The sequence below is a fragment of the Hungatella sp. SL.1.14 genome, assembly GCF_024460495.1.
Lineage (GTDB): Bacteria > Bacillota > Clostridia > Lachnospirales > Lachnospiraceae > Hungatella > Hungatella hathewayi.
In genome coordinates this window covers 388,980-405,052 of the sequence record NZ_JANFYJ010000001.1, presented here as the reverse complement: position 1 = coordinate 405,052, position 16,073 = coordinate 388,980, and the positions used below count along the sequence as shown (strand labels likewise).

General features: G+C 46.3%; 14 protein-coding genes, 3 tRNA genes and 1 pseudogene. 16 read left to right on the top strand and 2 right to left on the bottom strand.

The annotated features are described in order from the left end of the window. Position 1 precedes the first annotated feature (1 nt). A complete protein-coding gene (locus tag NE473_RS01945) occupies positions 2-1,213 on the top strand; it encodes an ABC transporter permease subunit (protein WP_055648995.1) in 1,212 nt (403 codons plus the stop codon). A 335-nt stretch (positions 1,214-1,548) separates the two neighbouring features. After that, positions 1,549-2,100, top strand: a complete 552-nt coding sequence (locus NE473_RS01940) for a DUF3592 domain-containing protein (protein WP_055648994.1) — start codon at positions 1,549-1,551, stop codon at positions 2,098-2,100. A 252-nt stretch (positions 2,101-2,352) separates the two neighbouring features. Here the strand turns inward: NE473_RS01940 and NE473_RS01935 are convergent, their stop codons facing one another. After that, complete coding sequence (locus NE473_RS01935; protein ID WP_055648993.1) at positions 2,353-2,691, bottom strand: winged helix-turn-helix transcriptional regulator; 339 nt, start codon at positions 2,689-2,691, stop codon at positions 2,353-2,355. Positions 2,692-2,820: 129 nt separating this feature from the next. On the opposite strand from NE473_RS01935, the gene NE473_RS01930 reads away from it, so the two are divergent. Further along, on the top strand, positions 2,821-3,618 hold the full coding sequence (locus tag NE473_RS01930) for an amidohydrolase family protein (RefSeq protein WP_055648992.1): 798 nt from the start codon (positions 2,821-2,823) through the stop codon (positions 3,616-3,618). Between the two features lie 420 nt (positions 3,619-4,038). Then, on the top strand, positions 4,039-6,957 hold the full coding sequence (locus NE473_RS01925; protein WP_055648991.1) for an InlB B-repeat-containing protein: 2,919 nt from the start codon (positions 4,039-4,041) through the stop codon (positions 6,955-6,957). Positions 6,958-7,037: 80 nt separating this feature from the next. Here NE473_RS01925 and NE473_RS01920 read toward each other — a convergent pair. Next, a pseudogene (locus tag NE473_RS01920) lies at positions 7,038-7,416 on the bottom strand (ATP-binding cassette domain-containing protein); the annotation flags it as partial. A gap of 635 nt (positions 7,417-8,051) precedes the next feature. Between NE473_RS01920 and NE473_RS01915 the strand changes: the two are divergent. The 12 genes from NE473_RS01915 to NE473_RS01860 all read left to right on the top strand — a co-directional run bounded on the left by NE473_RS01915 (position 8,052) and on the right by NE473_RS01860 (position 16,072). Continuing rightward, positions 8,052-8,121 (top strand) — tRNA-Cys (locus NE473_RS01915). 4 nt (positions 8,122-8,125) lie between these two features. Then, positions 8,126-8,197: transfer RNA gene (locus tag NE473_RS01910), tRNA-Lys, on the top strand. Positions 8,198-8,203: 6 nt separating this feature from the next. Next, positions 8,204-8,275: transfer RNA gene (locus tag NE473_RS01905), tRNA-Glu, on the top strand. A gap of 411 nt (positions 8,276-8,686) precedes the next feature. After that, positions 8,687-8,911 carry a helix-turn-helix domain-containing protein gene (locus tag NE473_RS01900; RefSeq protein ID WP_039893653.1) on the top strand — a complete coding sequence of 75 codons (225 nt, stop codon included), beginning with the start codon at positions 8,687-8,689 and terminating at the stop codon, positions 8,909-8,911. Positions 8,912-9,087: 176 nt separating this feature from the next. After that, the gene (locus NE473_RS01895; RefSeq protein ID WP_006777074.1) at positions 9,088-9,435 is read left to right on the top strand and encodes a hypothetical protein; all 348 of its coding nucleotides are present in this window, start codon (positions 9,088-9,090) and stop codon (positions 9,433-9,435) included. 292 nt (positions 9,436-9,727) lie between these two features. Beyond that, on the top strand, positions 9,728-10,384 hold the full coding sequence (locus NE473_RS01890) for a hypothetical protein (RefSeq protein WP_155521554.1): 657 nt from the start codon (positions 9,728-9,730) through the stop codon (positions 10,382-10,384). A gap of 154 nt (positions 10,385-10,538) precedes the next feature. Continuing rightward, positions 10,539-11,372, top strand: coding sequence for a nitroreductase family protein (locus tag NE473_RS01885; RefSeq protein ID WP_081034784.1), 834 nt, complete (start codon positions 10,539-10,541; stop codon positions 11,370-11,372). 140 nt (positions 11,373-11,512) lie between these two features. Then, positions 11,513-11,920, top strand: coding sequence for an ASCH domain-containing protein (locus NE473_RS01880; RefSeq protein ID WP_022032166.1), 408 nt, complete (start codon positions 11,513-11,515; stop codon positions 11,918-11,920). 223 nt (positions 11,921-12,143) lie between these two features. Continuing rightward, positions 12,144-12,713 (top strand): hypothetical protein, encoded by a 570-nt coding sequence (locus NE473_RS01875; protein WP_256265150.1) that lies wholly within the window; start codon positions 12,144-12,146, stop codon positions 12,711-12,713. A gap of 437 nt (positions 12,714-13,150) precedes the next feature. Then, complete coding sequence (locus NE473_RS01870; protein ID WP_055648989.1) at positions 13,151-13,876, top strand: LytR/AlgR family response regulator transcription factor; 726 nt, start codon at positions 13,151-13,153, stop codon at positions 13,874-13,876. Then, positions 13,873-15,165, top strand: a complete 1,293-nt coding sequence (locus tag NE473_RS01865; protein WP_055648988.1) for a sensor histidine kinase — start codon at positions 13,873-13,875, stop codon at positions 15,163-15,165. Before NE473_RS01870 ends, NE473_RS01865 begins: the two co-directional genes overlap by 4 nt. A 145-nt stretch (positions 15,166-15,310) precedes the next feature. Next, on the top strand, positions 15,311-16,072 hold the full coding sequence (locus tag NE473_RS01860; protein ID WP_055648987.1) for a hypothetical protein: 762 nt from the start codon (positions 15,311-15,313) through the stop codon (positions 16,070-16,072). Position 16,073: the final 1 nt, after the last annotated feature.

Here is a 16,073-nt window from a genome sequence, read left to right as displayed (position 1 = left end):
TATGAATTTATTTTTGTTGGAGCATAAGAAATTGTGGCGGAAAAGACTGACGAAAATCAGCGTACTGCTGTGTTTTGTTTATGTCGTGGTTTTTGGCGGAATACTTTCCTTCCAATGGTTCAGCTTTGGAAGCTCTGGGGATCATACAAGCGCTTTCGGCAACAATTTTGATGGATACGCGGTGGTAAAAGGCAGCCAGGAATATGCACGTTCCTTTGGAGGGGAACTGACCGATGAAACACTGCAGGAGTTAGTGCGGGATTACCAGAGGATGGAAGCCGCCGGCATGGAGAAGGAACTGGAACATACAGACTGGCACATTGTCAACAGTTGGCTGGGGATGCTGTATCCGGAGCTTAAGGATCCAAACAGCTATAAAATCATGATGAGCTATGTGAATCCTGATAAACTGGCAGATTTTTATGAAAGGCGGCAGCGTGCAATCAGCGAGTTCCTGGAAGTGAACGGTCAGACAGGCACAGAAAGAGAGTATCTCTTACAGATGGAACAGGAAGTGGGAAAACCTCTGCGTTATGAATGGACGGAAGGCTGGTCCGTGCTTCTTGGAAGCATGCTTGCTGATATCGGGATGGTGATGGCGCTGTTTCTTGCAATTGTTTTGTCGTCCCTGTTTTCAGGAGAATGGTCTGATCGCACAAGCGCATTGGTATTAACAACTCCAAATGGCTGGCAAAGGCTCGCTCTTGCCAAAGTTTTTACCGGCGTCGCATTTACCGTGGAACTGTTTGCACTTCTTGCAGCGGGGAATCTGGTAACACAGATATTCTACATGGGAACTTCCGGATGGGATATGCCGATTCAAACAATTAAGCTGATTGCCATTGCCCCTGTCAATATGCTGCAGGCGGAAATTTATGAATACGCATTTGCACTTCTTGGAGCAATCGGGTACGCGGGGGTTGTGATGTTTTTATCAGCTGCGGTGAGAAGCAATGTACTTTCCCTGCTGCTAAGTCTGGCGGCCGTTTATGGCCCGATGATGATTGCAGGCTACCTTCCGTTTGGGGCGCAGAAAGCACTCGATTTATTGCCACTCGTGGGAAGCTCCGCCGATATTTTCAGGACCAATACATTTTGTGTGTTTGGCAAACTCATCTGGTCTCCCTATTTGCTGATTACGGTTCCTGTGATGATTGGCGTTTTATGTATGCCGTTTGCTGTCCGAAAATGGTCGAAAAGGATGAAGGTTTAACAATGGCATGGCGGAGATAGCGGTCAGATGACAATTGGATAAAAAGTCCGGTCTATCATCTGGAATTGAAACCGGATTCGTGAAGGGCGGAGTGAATGGGCTTTGTGCGATTCATGCCGGGCAGCTTATCGGGGAACTTAAGAAACTGATTTGTACCATATCATACAAGAAAAGTACATCGAAATGTGATAGTATGACCAGGAGAGGCCAGCCCCGGCGGTTCAGACGGCAGCGAATACGTGAACATGCCCCCCTGATGGCTTCCATGCTGATGAAAATGGGGTTTTTACAGAAATGACATTCTTGAAAATAAAGTAGATGAGGAGATGAACTGTATGAAAAAAGGAAAATCTGTTTTTTCCCTGATTTGGCCGATTGCGCTTATCATCATTGCGCTCTATTTATTCCTGTTGTTCAAAGGAGGAAAGGCTTTTGATTTTGGGAGAGTAGAGTACAAAGAGACGACAGCAACATGTGAAAGTGTCGGAAATGAGATCACGAGAAGTCAGATTGACCGTTCCGTGGAAGGCAGGCCGAATGATAAGGACCAATATTACATCATCTACAATTATTCCTATGAGGTAGATGGTATCACCTACCATGCATCGGACCGGAATCACCGGGAATTTCAGGACTATCAGAGCTATCAAAGGGATATAGAGGAATCCCAGGAATGGATTGGCACCACGAAAACGGTTTATTATCATCCGGAAGATCCTTCGGAGTATTCGTTTTCCTCTAAAAATTTTAAAGAGTCTGTTTCCGAAACAAACTGGGTTGTGGGCGTTATCGTTGTTTTGTGTTCGGTGATATTACTGCCCTGGATTATATTTATGAGCGTTATACGTTCCGTTTTGAGAAAAAGAGCAGATAGATTTAGAAAATAGACTTGTGTTTTATAAAAATTAGATTTTTGATGTGATTCCAGACAAATACATCTACACTTATCACAACCACCATTGAAAGGATAAGAAAGCTTCATGAAAAAAACGATAGTAACAAAACAAATTAGGCGATGGCAGAGGTTAGACAGAATGGTTTTCCTTGTTCCGCCGCTTATAAGCGTGAAAACATTTCCATAAAGATGGAAGACACAAAATTTGATTTTTACCAGTGGGATAAGAAACGTGGAAGGGCAATCATGGTATAGCTGAAATCGCTTTTTGATAACTTATTCCCCATTCACATAGCTTCTTTAAGACTGGCTGGATTGTTTTTCCTACGTCCGTTAATGAATATTCAACCTTTGGAGGCGTTTCCGGATACACAGTACGCAGGATGATTTGCTGTTCTTCTAATTGTCGGAGCTGCTGGCTTAATGTTTTCGTGGTAATTGTACCTAATAATCTTTGCAGCTCATTGAAACGGACTGGCCCTTTGGAAAGGTGCCACAAGATCCGGAGTGTCCATTTTCCACTTAATATATTTAAGCCCACATCCATGGGACATCGTTCTGGAACTTCCATTGTTTTTGCCATTGTAAGACCTCCTCTGGTTTAAGTATCAAAAATGATACTACATATCAAAATAGTGCGTTCTTGTGCTTTTTTAGTGGGAATGATACTCTGATTATAGCAGAAAATCTGCTGGAAAGGAATGATTGAGATATGATTATTGATAGTCATGAGCATATGATGCTCCCCACAGAAATGCAGCTACAGATGATGGACGCAGCCGGAATTGATAAAACAATCCTATTCTGCACGGCGCCGCATCCGGAAAAAGCCTCTTCACTGAATGCGCTTGAAACAGAAATGGATGAGCTTTATAAAGTTTTATCCGGATCCAACAGTATAGAAGCAAATATCATTCGGCAACAGAAAAATATATCCGAGCTTATTTCCATTATCAGAAAGCATCCGGACCGTTTTGGGGGATTCGGGTCGGTACCGTTAGGAATGTCTTTCAATGAAACACAGGACTGGATAACGGACTATATCATCTCCAATTCATTGCTGGGCATTGGAGAATTCACACCGGGAAATGAGCAGCAGATTTTACAATTAGATACCGTATTTCAGGCCATTGAAGCCACTGAAATCTGTCCTGTGTGGGTGCATACATTCTCCCCTGTCACATTGGAAGGGATAAAACTGTTGATGGATTTGTGCGAACGATATCCTCAAGTTCCTGTTATCTTTGGACATTTAGGCGGGACAAATTGGATTGAGGTTATAAAGTTCGCAAAAGCACATAAGAATGCGTACTTAGATTTATCTGCAGCATTTGCATCGATAGCTACCAGAATGGCATTGATTGAACTGCCTCAAAGATGCCTGTTTAGTTCCGATGCGCCATATGGAGATCCATATCTTTACCGGGAATTGGTTGAGTTTGTCAGCCCATCAAAGGAAATCGCTGATATGGCTTTAGGTGATAATATTAAGGAACTTCTTCATCTATGAGATTCTAAATAAGTATAATGAAAAACTCCTAAGTGATAGACAAAAGAATCTGTGATTAAATAATCCATTAAAATACCAGGTCGTTTTGCGGAATCAATTTCTACCATATCATACAAGAAAAGCCTCCCAAACTGTGATAGTATGGATATGGACGGCTAGACCTGGAATCACATTCACAAGCTTTTTGCCCGATAAATAATAGCTCGGGCCCTGGCTATTTGTTGCATTTGCAGTTACGTCTTTTCCTGCCAGTGCCGAATCGTTCCTGAACTGCCATCATGAGCATGATGACTTTAAAGAATCTGTTTCCGGCGTTATGCAGCCCGCGTTGAGAAAAAAAGCAGATAATATAGAAAAGAGGGTGGTTCCGCATTCGCAATGCGTTTATTTATAGAAAGAACACAGAAAGGGGAACAATAAATGAAGCGAAGCAATAAGAGACAGTACGCAAGGATCTGTTCAATGGCGCTGTCAGCTGTGATGCTCTGTGTTTCGATACCGATGACTGCTTTTACAGCCAATGCTGAATCCGATAGTAATCATGTCCATGATGAAAGTTGTTATAGGAAGAAATTGCATTGCCTTCATGAGCATGATGACAGCTGCTATGAGGGGGATGAGACCGCAACCAGCAGCAATATGAAAAAACTGGTTTGTGACCATGAGCATGGTGAAGGCTGTTATGAAGCAGTTTTGGACTGTGGGTACAGGCAGGAGGAAAATAGCAGCGAAGGCGCGGAGGGGGCTGGGAACGCCGGAGCAGATAAGAATGGCGGTCTTGCAAGCGTGGCATCCCCGGCAGCAGCAGCGCGGGCATTGACGTTGACAGGAGTAGAAAAGCTGGTTGCGGATATCAATACCTGGGCAGCTGGCAACGGTATTGTGGCAGAAGTGGACGCGTACAGCGGTGACGTGATCGTGACAGGAAAAACTACCACCGAGGCATCGGATAAACTCGAACTGGAAATTCCGGAAAATGTGACTGTAGAGTGGCGGGCGGTTTTAACGAGCAGTGCGGAACCTGTGATTGGGATCGTTGAGGAATCTGGCACGGATTCTATATTTTCCGTGACAGACGGCGAGATTATTTCCATTTCTAATAAGAACCATACCGGTTCCAGTTACAATACTATAGATAATGCAGCCATTTATAACGCCGCTGCTAATACCAGCATCCTTGTATCGGGCGGCAGCATCAGAGGTGGCGGCGGGGATCGCAGTACCGGTATCTATAATTTTGGGGAGGGCTTTGTATCGATCCAGGGAGGCAGGATCAGCGGAGGCACAGGAACAAAGAACTATGGCATATTCAACTCTTTTAACGGTATAACCGAAGTATCGGAAGGCATTGTCAGCGGAGGCGGCGGCGAAGAAAGCTACGGCATTCAAGGAAGCGGCGAAATCAGAGTATCAGGAGGCAGCATCAGTGGAGGCACTGGTTCTGTCGAAAACGTTGGTATCGTGTTTAAAAACAGTACCAATAGTGTAATATCGGGTGGCAATATCAGCGGCGGCTATGGTGCCAATACCTGTGGTATACTCAACGACTCTCCCAACAGCTTGCTTGTATCAGGCGGAACGATTGATGGCGGTAAAGGCACCTCCATCAGCGTAGGCATCGTCAACGAGGAAAACAGCAGTATCACTGTTAAAGGTGGCTCCATCAATGCTGATGGTAAGAAGAAAGTCTGCATCATGAATGAAGGCGGAACTGTCGTGGTGTCTGGAAGCAAGATAGTAAACACCGGCGGTTACGCGATGATTGACAATTCCTCATCAAGCGGGATCCAGATTGGCGGCAGCGCCGTGATTTTCGGTAAAGACCTAGACAGTACAGGCGGCGCAATTAAAACAGCGGGTACACAGCCTGTTCCGGGCGGCACTGCCGCCATCATCACATGGGCCGGAGACAAGACGACGTACCTCAAAGGCTCCGCGGCAGATCTTGACGTATCTCCCGCCGCAGTCAAGGCAGAGTGGAGTACACAGAACGGTCAGGGAGGCGTTTTCTACGACGTGAGCGGAATAAACAATGGCTTCATCACGTTGCCCGGAGTGATGGTAAAATCTGCTCCTGCAATCATCACCGAGACCCTGCCGGACGGCACGATCGGCGTGGCCTACAGCCAGACACTGGCGGCTGACGGCAGCGCGTGGGCCACGTGGTCTTTAGAGAGCGGAGGCAGCCTGCCTGTGGGACTGTCACTGGACGGCAGCGGTAAGATCAGCGGTATCCCTACGAAGGCGGGAACCAGCCATTTTACGGTCAGGGCCTCCAACGACATAGGCAGCGATACGAAAGCAATGTCAATCACCATAGCGGCCGGCTTGTCTTCCATCGCCGTGACAACCGGGCCGGCCAAAACCACTTATACGGCGGGACAAAGCTTTGACAGCAGCGGTATGGTGGTGACGGCAGCTTATTCTGATGGTTCCACCCGTGCGGTGACGGGCTATACAGTAACCCCGTCCGGCGCATTGACTGAGGCTGATTCCAGAGTGACGGTCACCTACACTGAGGGCGGTATTGCTAAGACGGCCACATTGGCGATCACAGTCAAAGCCGCCGGTACGAACCACACGATCATCTACGATGCGAATGGCGGCAGTGTGACACCTGCCACTGGAAGAACCGACACGGACGGGCGGCTGGGAAGCCTGCCGACTCCAGTCCGCGGCGGCAGCTATCAGTTTGACGGCTGGTTTACGGCCGCCAATGGCGGTATTAAAATAACAACTACAATCGTATTCACGGAAAACTGTACTATTTACGCCCATTGGACTTACATTGGCGGAGGTTCCGGCAGCGGTGGCGGGTCTGGCGGCGGCGGAGGTTCCGGCAGCGGTCATGGTTTCGCAGGCGGAAACAGCAGCCCCAAGGAAAGCCTGCCGAAGAATTATACAGGCGAGACTAAAAATATAGACGGTGTCATAGTCCCCAGCTATGTGGAAAAGGTTGTCTGGGTCATGACGGAGGACGGCAGATGGAGAATGCGCAGGGCAGATGGCAGTGATTATGTGAATACATGGGTAGCTACTTATAATCCATATGCAGACTTGAGCGCCGGTCAGCAGGCGTTTGACTGGTTTATGTTTGATGTGGACGGTTATATGGTGACGGGGTGGTATACGGACAGCCAAGGCGGCTCCTATTATCTAAATCCGGTGTCAGACAATACCAAGGGCCGTATGATGACAGGCTGGGTCCTCATTGATGGCAGCTATTATTACTTTAATGAAGAGCCGGACGGCACAAGAGGAAGATTGTTCCGAAACACCAAGGCCCCGGACGGACGCTATGTGGATGAAAATGGAGTGTGGGACGGGAAAGAAAAGTAAAATTTGCCGCCTGTTATCCCTTCGCACTATAAAAATGAACGCGACTGACGGACACAATCCCGTGTGTTCCCCAGTCGCGTTTTCTTTTTCCCTGCATTCTGGAGCTGCACCATTTCCAGCGCTTCATCAATGCGGCAGGCCGGCAGGCACAACGCAAGCGTTCTTGCCTTCAGGTTTTCACAAGCAGTCAGATTTTCGTATAGCGGCGGCGTTTCAATTAAAGCACCAATCTCTTTCAAGTCCTCCCTGTTCCATGAATGGCCGTTAAATACGATACAGCCGAAGGTAGGACGTAAAATTCCCGTGACCATTTTCAGAATGGTAGATTTTTCTGCTTCGTTTGGGCCGAGCAGCCCATAGACGGAATTCCTTTTAATTAATATGAAGCGATACATTGTTCACGGCCATCTGGTTTTTGAAACTTTTGCAGAGATCTGCGGTTTCTAAAATCATTTCCATCTTATAAAATCCTTTCTTGTGGTTGATAGCAATAGGATACGGAACAGGTTTGAAGATTCCATGAAGATTTGAACTCCATCCATACTTATGACCACACACCAGTCCCGGCTATTACCAGAACGCATTAACTGTTGGCTATGGGATTTAGTTACCATTTAGTAAAATATACTAGGCAGGCCATAGAGGATGCTAAAAAAGCGACGGAAGAGGTTAAAAAGCAAATGACTCTTGGGAAGGAACATTATACTGGCAACCAGCAGGTTATCAGCAGGCTTGAGTAGAACTTAAGTGAACTGGCGCCAATGCAGGAAGCTTTTTTGGATATGGTAGCCAAATTTGTCTACTGATAGTAGATTTACAACTGAAATATAGCTTGCTATAATCAATTCATAAGAAATAAGCGAAAGGAGAAACGCCATGACTACCATGAATACTTTCAAATTATGTCAGAAACAGCAAAAAGAACGCGCTTGCAGGCAGCGTATTGTTGTGATGCCATTAAGAATGGGTGAAAGAGGATGGAAGTCGTATGCGATTCCCTGATGCCGTTGGTGAATTCGATTCAGTCAAGGCCGCTTATTCGTAATGGATAGGCGGTTTTTTTGTGCATAACTTCTGGATTCGAAGCACAGTATGCACCGTACCATGCGGCGTGGGGACAGACTGCAAATCTGTCTGAAGCTGGTTCGATTCCAGCACGGTGCTTTCTGCAGGTGTAGCCAAGTGGTATGGCAACCGGCTTTTAACCGGTATATCGCAGGTTCAAGTCCTGTCACCTGTATTTCAAGGTCCCATAGTCAAGCGGCTAAGACGCCGGCCCTTCACGCCGGAAACAAGGGTTCGATTCCCTTTGGGATCATATGAGACTTTAGTCGAAATGTTATGATGGGGTGGTTTAATTCCCTCAGACGCCAGTATTGCGGATTAGCTCAGTTGGAAGCAGCGGCCGGCTCTGAACCGGCAGATCAAAGGTTCGAATCCTGCCACGCGCATTTGAAAAATTATTATCTACAGGAAAATAGTATCTTGCAGAAGCACTCAGGATATAGTATGATGTCGATAAGCAAAAATGGGAAAGAAGGATAAGGAGATGTTAAGGATGGATTCTCGAAAATGCCAGAAACAGCAAGAAGAACGCGCTCGTAAACAGCGCTTTGTTTTATTGCCGTTATGGTATGGGAGAGGTATCTGACACATCGCTAAAAGTTTTTGCGTCCTCCATCCACCAGCCATGCGGCAGGTGGATTTTTTTTATGAGGAGGATACGGTAATGAGTTACCCCGTAATTGATCCGGTCGCAACCGGTGCGAGAATTAACACATACAGAATAGACAGAGGATTCAGCGTTGCGAGCCTAAGAGAGTATTTTGGCCTTTCAACGACCAACGCAATCTATAAGTGGCTGCGGGGGGATTCCCTTCCTACGTTAGACAATTTTCTTGCGTTAAGTGTTCTGTTTAATGTTTCTATGAACGATTTGATTGTATATCACTAAGAAGCTGACTCACCATCAGCTCCTTTTTTGATGAAAATATAAATAAATAATTTTTTATCATCGTTTATGCTGTACCATAATTTGTCTGTAACCAAAATATAGATATTTGAGAGGAGATTTAAGATAATGCACACAAACTGCGTTTCATTTTATGCCGCGTTCCGGGAGAAGACGAAGTGGTTGCGAAACCCCATCCGGTTTCAATCGCGGAACGTCTGTTGGAAATTGAACGGAACGCAAAAAAGGAACACATAACGGAACTGGAACAGATGATGGATAAGTTCATGATGCAGCATAAGAAAGAAATTGTGCGGCATGTTTTTGCCGACTACAGTGAAGACTTTAAAGAATTGGCAAAAGAATTCGATAAGCTGAAGAAGGAGTTAGAGATTATGGAAATGGATTTGCCTGACGCTGGTGCTACCGCTGAAAAATCCGAAATTAAGGAGGAATGCAGCAATCATTGTAGCGATGCATCCGAAAGTGCCGGGCAGTGCGTTCCCCCAGCTTCTTATACTGAGTAATCACATCAAAAATCAAAAGGGGACACGAAATCAATCGTGTCTCTTTTTTCTCTTTTTAGGAAATTCCTTTTAAATCATGAATTATGTAAACAAATAGCCCTGCAAAAGCAAGGCACAGAAAACAGACGATGAACAAAGTGCCTTCGGCACTTTGTTTGACTTGACAAAACTATTTTGATTAGTTATTATATATTTAACTAATCAAAATAGTTTTGTCAAAGGTACAAACCGGGATCGAAAAGTACTGGGCGCAGGAAGTATTATGAAAGGACGGCCTCATGGCAGGTGTGAAATGAGAATTTATAAAATTAGATTTGATGTATTACTATGTATCGTACTTTCCTCGTTGGTGGTATTGGGAATCAGTAAAATTCTGCCTGTTTTTTATTCCATGCTCTATCAGAGATATACGCAGACGCACATGGTGTCAGACGGTGATATTGGGGGAAAAGCCGGAGATGATGTTTACCGTGTGGAAAATGTGGAGGAACTCTTTTCTCACAATACATTTACCGTTCAAGTCGAATATGGTTCTTTATTGACTGCTGATACAGATTATTTCGGTGACATCTATCTGATGAATCTTGAACTTCCATCAGGCGAGCGGGTGGCCGCCTGCATCAACAGCGATGCAGTGCAGCAGAATTATGAGGAAGACTATTTTATCATGCCAGTTGGAAAGGTGGTGGAAGCGGATCTGTCAAAGGACGTTGAATTTATCAACGGGATTGAACGCTCTGACGCCCTGAGCCAGACTGATTTCTATCTGGACATGAACGGGAACAGCGGATCTGGTTTGGTCAGCGTGGAGAGCTACGATGAGCAGTATACCATTTATATTAAGGCAATTGCAGCGGTTTTATGTTTTATGGCATTTCACATTGCAGGCTGTAAAGCAGGTATTTTTCCCAGTTTAATCCCGGGGAAAAAGAAAAGAGAGAGGGCCTGACTGCCGGACTGGCGCATGCTTGCTCAGACACCTGCCGGGAAGAATTTTATACTATGAGTCATTCTTATGCGGAATGATGTAAGTTTCGGTTGGGCTCCTGTATTTCTCTTTCCTGATCATCAAAAGCCGTTTCGAAAAAATAAATACACGGGAGGTGATTGCAATAGAACGATTTGATGCGCAAATCAAAAAGGACGATTCTGGCCGGCTGACTATCGTCGAAATTCCGTTCAATGCAAAAGAAGTATTCCACAAATCCAGGGGAACCATTTATGTAAGCGGTACAATGAATGGCATTGAATACCGAAGTAAACTGTTGTCCCGCGGCAGCGGCAAATTTGTTATGGTTTTAGATAAAGCGATGCAAAAGTCCATCGGATTTCATGGGCAGGAAATGACTGCGGAGATTACGATGTTCTCCGAAGATCTGCCGGCTGCTGTAAATGTTCCTGATAATACCGCCGATATCAAGTGCGATCAGGACGTGCTCACCGTGATAAAAACACGGCAGAGCATACGAAAATTTACTGAAAAACCGGTTAGCGAACATATGGTAACAGCCATTCTTTCTGCGGGCATGTGTGCTCCCACGGCAAAGGATAAGCGCCCATACCACTTTATTGTAGTAAGAGACAAAGGTGTTCTATCCATGCTGGCCCGGCATAATTCCAATGCTGCGATGCTGGAGATTTCCGCAGGAGCCATTATTATCTGCGGAGATAAAACCAGGGAGGGAATAAAGGAGTTCCTGTATGCAGACTGTGCCGCCGCTGCTCAAAATATACTGCTCAGTATTCATGGCTTAGGTCTTGGAGGCGTATGGTGTGGGGTAGTGCCTAATTCCGATTGGCGAAAGCTGCTCATTGAGCAATTATCACTCCCCCATAAGGTGGAACCTATTTCTGTGATTGCATTTGGCTGGCCGGATGAGGAAAAGGAATTGCGTCCCAGATGGGAAACAGCCATGGTGCATTATGATAAGTGGTAGTGTGTTTACAGAGAAACTGACAGATATGTGTCCCATATTATCGCTGAAACGGACATAGACGAGGGTGCCGTATTGAATAAAGCCGGTCTGTCGGAAAAGGAATAACGGTAAATTAAAAGTTATGGAGGATTGAATAAGAAATGGATACTATAGAAAACACAAAGAAAGATTATTTTGAATGCTTTGCTTTTGGCGACAGTCCTGAAATGGCGGACGAACTTTTAGCGCTGGTGCTTGCCGGAAAGAAAACTGCAACAGTCTCGGTTATATTGGAGGATGAGCAGGCCCCAAGCGTGGGAGATTTATCACTGGTGCTCGATGGACGCGGCAATCCAGCCTGTGTGATCAAGACAGTGTATCTGGAAACAGTCAATTTTTGCGACTTAACCTGGGATATGGTAAAACTAGAGGGTGAAGATGAAGACTTTGAACACTGGAAGGCGGGAAATATACGTTATTGGACACGGGATGCAGCCAATCGCGGTTATACTTTTACAGATCAAACACCTATCACGTTTGAACGTTTCAAAGTTGTCGAAGTGTTTTAATTTCGATACAATCTCTTGTTAGTGAGGGACAAATAAATAGGAAAGAAATTATTAATACAAATACGATGCAGCGTATCGGCAGCTCTGATACCTTTCCCACGTTTATTTCGACCGAGAGGTAAGGCAGTTCATAACATTAACATTGATAAATCCGGCAGCGGATGAGGGATACGGATCCCTCAATAACTATCTGTATAGAAGAATAGAAGGGGACTGTGAAAATATGGAGTTAATTCAACTCGATATTTTCACAGTCCTTTTTATTTCCAATCTGTCAGATATCCCCCAATGTATCCCCCTCTTTATCCCGCTATTTGTTTTGGCTTTCGTGCCGGTGATCTTCAAAGGCCAGTACTATGGCATGAGTGAGATGGAAGCGGTAACGAGAGCATCCGGCGCTCAGATCATGCTGGCGAAGCTGGTCCTGGCCAGGTCAGCAAACCTGGTGTGCATCACTATACTTTTATTTATGGAGCTTTATCAACAGAATTCCTTCGAAGGTATCGGACAAATGATTCTATACTGCCTGGTTCCATATCTGGTATGCCTGGTTTCCCTGCTGCGTATCATACGCATGAGAAAGAGAGAGGGCATGCGGGTATGTGTCTTTGTAATGCTCGGTTTCTGCGCTTTCTGGAGATTATCGGCGAATACATTGCCATGGTTATACGAAGCCGCGGCAACCGGTTTATGGCTTATTTTGTTTTTGGCTTTTTCAGCATTCTCTATCAATGAAATCCGCTATATTGGACTGATGAGAAAGGAAGGGAAGATGTATGGAATTATCGCCTGATCGATTAACAAAACAGTATGGCAGGAAAATGCGGCCCCGTGTGGGGCAGCGTTGGAGGATCTTTACTTATATTATTTTTCGACAGGGGCAAGGGGCATTAGAATGGGATTATTTTTAGCAGAACATAAGAAGCTCTGCCGACATTTGCAGAACCAATACCTTTTCTGTTTTTGGTAAAGTGATCTGGTCGCTCTATTTACTTATTACGGTTCCGGTTTTAATTGGAATGGTCTGTATGCCATTTGCTGTAAAGAACTGGCCAAAACGGATGAAGGTTTAACAGCAGCGTGGCAGAAAAATATACGCTATTATGGCTGTTGGAAGACCAAACCTGAGATTGGCGAGGTCAGGATTATGAGATAGACGGATTTGCTGGTATATGATAGAATACGGTTATTATTGAAATATTTGGCAGAACATGTGGAGGGAGGCCGCCTATGGGACTTATTTTATTGGTTGAAGACGAGCCGGGCGCAGTTGCGCTCATGCGCCGGTACATGGAAAACAGCTCAATGGAACATAAACTTGCAGTATTTGAGAAGGCCGCAGAGGCTCTTTTCTATGCGGTGAAAAACAAGGTTGATCTGTTTATTCTGGATATACAGCTTTTGGATTACCGGGGGACCGAACTGGCAAGGCAGCTGCGTTCCATGCCGGAATATCGGTTTACGCCAATTCTTTTTACCACGGAACTGGCAGGAGAGGAGTTATCTGCCTACCGGGAAATCAAAGGCTACGATTTCCTGGTAAAGCCCTTCACGGAGGCTGAATTTCAAAAAACATTTCAAGCGGCTCTTGAGATGGGGGCGCAGATGCAGACCGCTCCGGAAATCCTTCGGATTGAGCAGAAACAGTTTCTGTTTGAATATGAAATCAGAAATATCCTTTATATTGAATCCTTTGGCAAAAAGCTTGTCATTCATTCCGAACAATACGGCGACGGCGAAATAGCAGACCAGATTTCTGGTTACAGTCTGTCAAAGCTGCTGAACATGGTGCCGCAGAACCGCCTGCTGCAGTGTCATAAGAGCTTTTTGGTGAATCCGGTTCATATTAGTAAAATAGACAAGGCAAACCGCCTGCTTTACCTAAAGGGGTGCAAAACAGCAGTCCCGATTGGTGAGAAATATCAGAAAGCAGTGTTTGAGCGTGAACAGCCATGACAATTTCCATCATTTCGCAGAGTGTATTAGACGGGCTTCTTCTGTCTCTTTCCAGCCTCGGACTGCTGGGCCGGTCAAGGGGAAAGCTGGACCGGCTGCTTCCGCTGGCGTTTGCCGGCATCTGCCTGCTCTCCCGGCTGGGGCTTGGGGACCACGATACAGAGATGGCATATGCGGTACTCCCGGTGGATCAAATCGTATCGTTTCTGTTTTATTTCCTTGGTGTGCTGTTATTAAACAGTTTGTGGTTTCAAAAGAGCGAGGGACATACGCTTTTCGGCACGATTGCCGCCTTTGCGCTGTATCTCCTGCTGAGAGAACTCTGCTTATTGTTCCTGGCCCTATGCGGTTCGGCGGAACCCGTTTGGTATCTCTATGTGGGCCGGGTGCTGTCCCTGGGCCTCTGGCTGGCGCTTTGGGGAACGGGGGCACTCCGGTGGCTGAGGGAGAAGCTGGCGGATGGAGACCCTGTCATTTGTATCATGTGCAGCAATACGGCGCTTCTGCTTTTGCTGATGCTCATCCTGTTTCAGTTTGACTTTTCTGTCATGATTCGCTGGCTTCCGGTGACGGTGGGAGCGGTGGGGCTGCTGGCGGTTGGCGACGTGATTGCCATGCTCCTTCGGCAGCACCGTGTGCAGGCCAGGCGGAGAACCGCGCTGTTGGAACAGTATCTTCCTTTGGTAGAGGAACTGATTGAACAGGTGCGGGCGCGTCAGCATGACTTTAACAACCAGATGATGGCGGTTGCAGCAGCGGTTTCTACTGCCCGGGATTTACAGGAGGCGCAGGAGGCAGTGACAGCCCTGCTTCAGCATGTAAGACTGGATGGCGCGGATAAAGAATTATTAAAATGTGACAGTAAAGTGATCAGCGGACTGCTGTTTGGAAAAATGAAGCAGGCGGAATTCAAACAGGTCCGTGTGGAAGTGACGATTGCTGGTGCATTTCTCCGCCGCGTTTTATCTGAGGCCGACTGGGTGGAGGTGATTGCCATTTTGCTGGACAATGCCATCGAGGCTGCCGCACCCGGAGACGTGCTGTATGCCAGAGCCATCGAGGAAGGGGACAGCCTCCGGTTTTCTGTTCTGAATCCCCATGCGGCTCTGACCAATATGGAGTTTATTCAGATGTTCCGGCGGGGCTGGTCAACAAAAGGGGAAGCCGGGCATGGTTATGGCCTGTATAATGTCCGACAGATCGTGGAACGTCATGGGGGAAAGATTATTACCGGCAACGACCGGCTGAATGGAATTCCTTATATCACCATTGGAGTATTGGTTTCCTGAAAATTGAAGCATAGAAGAGCAGGGGGTTTATGGGCGGACCGTTTCGTTCCCGTAAAACCCCTGTTTGTTCCCCAGGCCTTGTTTTTCCGGAGGCAGATGCTAAGATAAAGGTGCAAATAAAAATCAACCGGAAGGAAGTGCTGATATGCGAAACTTTATATTAGAGGGAAAGAAAATAGCCAAACCGGTCCTTGTCACAACGTGTCTTCTTACACTGCTGACCTGTATTCTTTCCTGCACCCTGTATCGGGGGTATACCCTCCATTTTGAACTTGACGCATGGGAAATCGGTACGGAGTTTTTAAGCCTTTTGTTTCCCCTGTTTGTTACCATCCCGATTTGCTGGCAGCTTTACTATGAGCGCCGGGACCGTTTTCTGACCTACACCCTGACCCGCATCGGCAGGCAGCGTTATTTGGTCATAAAGTGGTGTGCGTGTGCGGTATCCGCATTTATCATTCTGGTGATCCCCTGTTTCATCTCCGCCCTGTTTGCCCTGTATATCAGGGAGCTACAGGCGCTTTGGCCGATCCCCACAGGCTATGCCCACGTATTCTCGAACCTTTATGCCAAAATGCCGGTTCTCTATGCATTATTGCTTTCTCTGTGGAAGGGGCTGCTGGGCATCCTGACCATGACCTTTGGTTTTGTGCTGGCTCTTTATGGCAGCAATGTGTTCGTAATTCTGACAGGTCCGTTTATCTATGTTATTTTGGAGAATTTCTTTTGGGCAATCCTCGGCCTGCCGGGACTGCGCTTTGTGACAGCGTTTGAGCCTGCCAGCCTAAGCGCTGCGGCAGTTCATGCAGCTTCATTTACAGCGGGACCGGTGCTGATGTGTATTGTGATGGGATTGGTGGCGCTCTATTTTCAGAAAGTGAAGAAACGCACCATTTATCAGGTGTGAT

Bases quoted from the DNA above. Each gene is read 5' to 3' on its own strand.
- NE473_RS01940 (WP_055648994.1), top strand. From the start codon at position 1,549: ATGAAAAAAGGAAAATCTGTTTTTTCCCTGATTTGGCCGATTGCGCTT.
- NE473_RS01935 (WP_055648993.1), bottom strand. From the start codon at position 2,691: ATGGCAAAAACAATGGAAGTTCCAGAACGATGTCCCATGGATGTGGGC.
- NE473_RS01890 (WP_155521554.1), top strand. From the start codon at position 9,728: ATGAGAATTTATAAAATTAGATTTGATGTATTACTATGTATCGTACTT.
- NE473_RS01865 (WP_055648988.1), top strand. From the start codon at position 13,873: ATGACAATTTCCATCATTTCGCAGAGTGTATTAGACGGGCTTCTTCTG.
- NE473_RS01875 (WP_256265150.1), top strand. From the start codon at position 12,144: ATGGAGTTAATTCAACTCGATATTTTCACAGTCCTTTTTATTTCCAAT.
- NE473_RS01880 (WP_022032166.1), top strand. From the start codon at position 11,513: ATGGATACTATAGAAAACACAAAGAAAGATTATTTTGAATGCTTTGCT.
- NE473_RS01870 (WP_055648989.1), top strand. From the start codon at position 13,151: ATGGGACTTATTTTATTGGTTGAAGACGAGCCGGGCGCAGTTGCGCTC.
- NE473_RS01925 (WP_055648991.1), top strand. From the start codon at position 4,039: ATGAAGCGAAGCAATAAGAGACAGTACGCAAGGATCTGTTCAATGGCG.
- NE473_RS01945 (WP_055648995.1), top strand. From the start codon at position 2: ATGAATTTATTTTTGTTGGAGCATAAGAAATTGTGGCGGAAAAGACTG.
- NE473_RS01900 (WP_039893653.1), top strand. From the start codon at position 8,687: ATGAGTTACCCCGTAATTGATCCGGTCGCAACCGGTGCGAGAATTAAC.
- NE473_RS01860 (WP_055648987.1), top strand. From the start codon at position 15,311: ATGCGAAACTTTATATTAGAGGGAAAGAAAATAGCCAAACCGGTCCTT.
- NE473_RS01930 (WP_055648992.1), top strand. From the start codon at position 2,821: ATGATTATTGATAGTCATGAGCATATGATGCTCCCCACAGAAATGCAG.